The sequence below is a fragment of the Mycobacterium sp. TH-M15 genome, from assembly GCF_057473705.1.
Map to the genome: position 1 here is coordinate 1 of NZ_JBYCLB010000640.1, position 2517 is coordinate 2517.

1 protein-coding gene is annotated in these 2517 nt (G+C 69.5%); it reads left to right on the plus strand.

Annotation, left to right across the window (positions count from 1 at the left end; all coding sequences use genetic code 11):
* Positions 1–2517: aconitate hydratase AcnA (gene acnA, locus AC2VNT_RS15615; RefSeq protein ID WP_486947721.1), on the plus strand; the 2517-nt coding region annotated here is incomplete at both ends.

The following is a 2517-nucleotide window of genomic DNA, read 5'->3' on the forward strand; positions in this document are numbered from 1 at the left end:
GACTTCACCGGCGTGCCGTGCATCGTAGACCTGGCCACCATGCGGGAAGCGGTCGGCGCGCTCGGCGGCGACCCGGACCAGGTCAACCCGCTGGCCCCGGCGGATCTGGTGATCGACCACTCGGTGATCGCCGAATTCGCCAACACGCCACAGGCGTTCGAGGCCAACGTCGCGCTGGAGTACCAGCGCAACACCGAGCGCTACCAGTTCCTGCGCTGGGGCCAGGGCGCGTTCAGCGACTTCAAGGTGGTGCCGCCGGGCACCGGGATCGTGCACCAGGTCAACATCGAGTACCTGGCGCACGTGGTGATGGCTCGCGGCGGCCTGGCCTACCCGGACACCTGCGTGGGCACCGACTCGCACACCACGATGGTCAACGGCCTCGGCGTGCTCGGCTGGGGTGTCGGCGGCATCGAGGCCGAGGCGGCGATGCTCGGGCAGCCGGTCTCGATGCTGATCCCGCGGGTGGTCGGCTTCAAGCTGACCGGCGCGATCCGGCCCGGGGTGACCGCCACCGACGTGGTGCTCACCGTCACCGAGATCCTGCGCAGCCACGGCGTGGTCGGCAAGTTCGTCGAGTTCTACGGCAACGGGGTTGCCGAGGTGCCGCTGGCCAACCGGGCCACGCTGGGCAACATGAGTCCGGAGTTCGGTTCCACCGCGGCGATCTTCCCGGTCGACGAGGAGACCATCCACTACCTGCGGATGACCGGGCGCAGCGAGCAGCAGCTGGCCCTGGTCGAGACCTACGCCAAGGCGCAGGGCATGTGGCACGAGCCGAACCACGAGCCGGCCTACTCGGAGTACGTCGAGCTGGACCTGGGCGACGTGGTGCCGTCGATCGCCGGGCCGAAGCGCCCGCAGGACCGGATCGCGCTGGCCGACGCCAAGACCGCGTTCCGCAAGGACATCCACAACTACACCAACGACCCGGACGCCGCGGCCACCGCGTCCGGCGCCGACGAAGGCAGCGGCGCCGAGCTGGCCGCCACGCTGTCGTTCGCCGACGACGGGATCGAGTCCGCCGCCCGTGGCGCCGAGGGCCGGCCGTCCAAGCCGTCGCTGGTGCGCGTGGACGGCGAGCCGGACTTCGTGTTGGACCACGGCGCGGTGACCATCGCCGCGGTCACCTCCTGCACCAACACCTCCAACCCGGAGGTGATGCTCGGCGCGGCGCTGCTGGCCCGCAATGCCGTCGAGAAGGGGCTGCACGCCAAGCCGTGGGTGAAGACCACCATGGCGCCCGGCTCGCAGGTGGTCACCGACTACTACGAGAAGGCCGGCCTCTGGCCGTACCTGGAGAAGCTCGGCTTCTACCTGGTCGGTTACGGCTGCACCACCTGCATCGGCAACTCCGGCCCGCTGGCGCCGGCGATATCCGCGGTGATCAACGAGGCCGATCTGGCCGCGACCGCGGTGCTCTCCGGCAACCGCAACTTCGAGGGCCGGATCAACCCGGACGTGAAGATGAACTACCTGGCGTCACCGCCGCTGGTGGTGGCCTACGCGATCGCCGGGACGATGGACTTCGACTTCGAGCACGAACCGCTCGGGCAGGATCAGGACGGCAACGACGTCTTCCTGGCCGACATCTGGCCGACCCAGCAGGAGATCGCCGACACCATCACCGGCTCGATCAACCAGGCGATGTTCACCAAGAACTACGCCGACGTCTTCGCCGGCGACGACCGGTGGCGGGCGATCGAAACCCCGGCCGGCAACGTCTTCGACTGGGATGAGGCCTCGACGTATGTGCGCAAACCGCCCTACTTCGACGGGATGCCGGCCGAACCGGCGCCGGTCACCGACATCGCGCACGCGCGGGTGCTGGCGCTGCTCGGCGACTCGGTGACCACCGACCACATCTCCCCCGCCGGGGCGATCAAGCCGGGCACCCCGGCCGCACAGTACCTCGACGAGCACGGGGTGAAGGTCAAGGACTACAACTCGTTCGGGTCGCGGCGCGGCAACCATGAGGTGATGATCCGCGGCACCTTCGCCAACATCCGGCTGCGCAACCAGCTGCTGGACGCGATCGTCGACGGCGGCGTCTCCGGTGGCTACACCCGCGACTTCACCCAGCCGGGCGGGCCGCAGGCGTTCATCTACGACGCGTCGCGCAACTACGCCGCGGCGGGCACCCCGCTGGTGGTGCTCGGCGGCAAGGAGTACGGCTCCGGCTCGTCGCGGGACTGGGCAGCCAAGGGCACCGGCCTGCTCGGGGTGCGCGCGGTGATCGCCGAGTCCTTCGAGCGCATCCACCGATCCAACCTGATCGGCATGGGGGTGATCCCGCTGCAGTTCCCGGCCGGGGCGTCGGCGAAGTCGCTGGGCCTGGACGGCACCGAGGTCTACGACATCACCGGTATCACCGCGCTGAACGACGGTGCCACCCCGGCCACCGTGCACGTCACCGCCACCAAATCCGACGGTGCCACGGTCGAATTCGACGCGGTGGTGCGCATCGACACCCCCGGCGAGGCCGACTACTACCGACACGGCGGCATCATGCCCTAC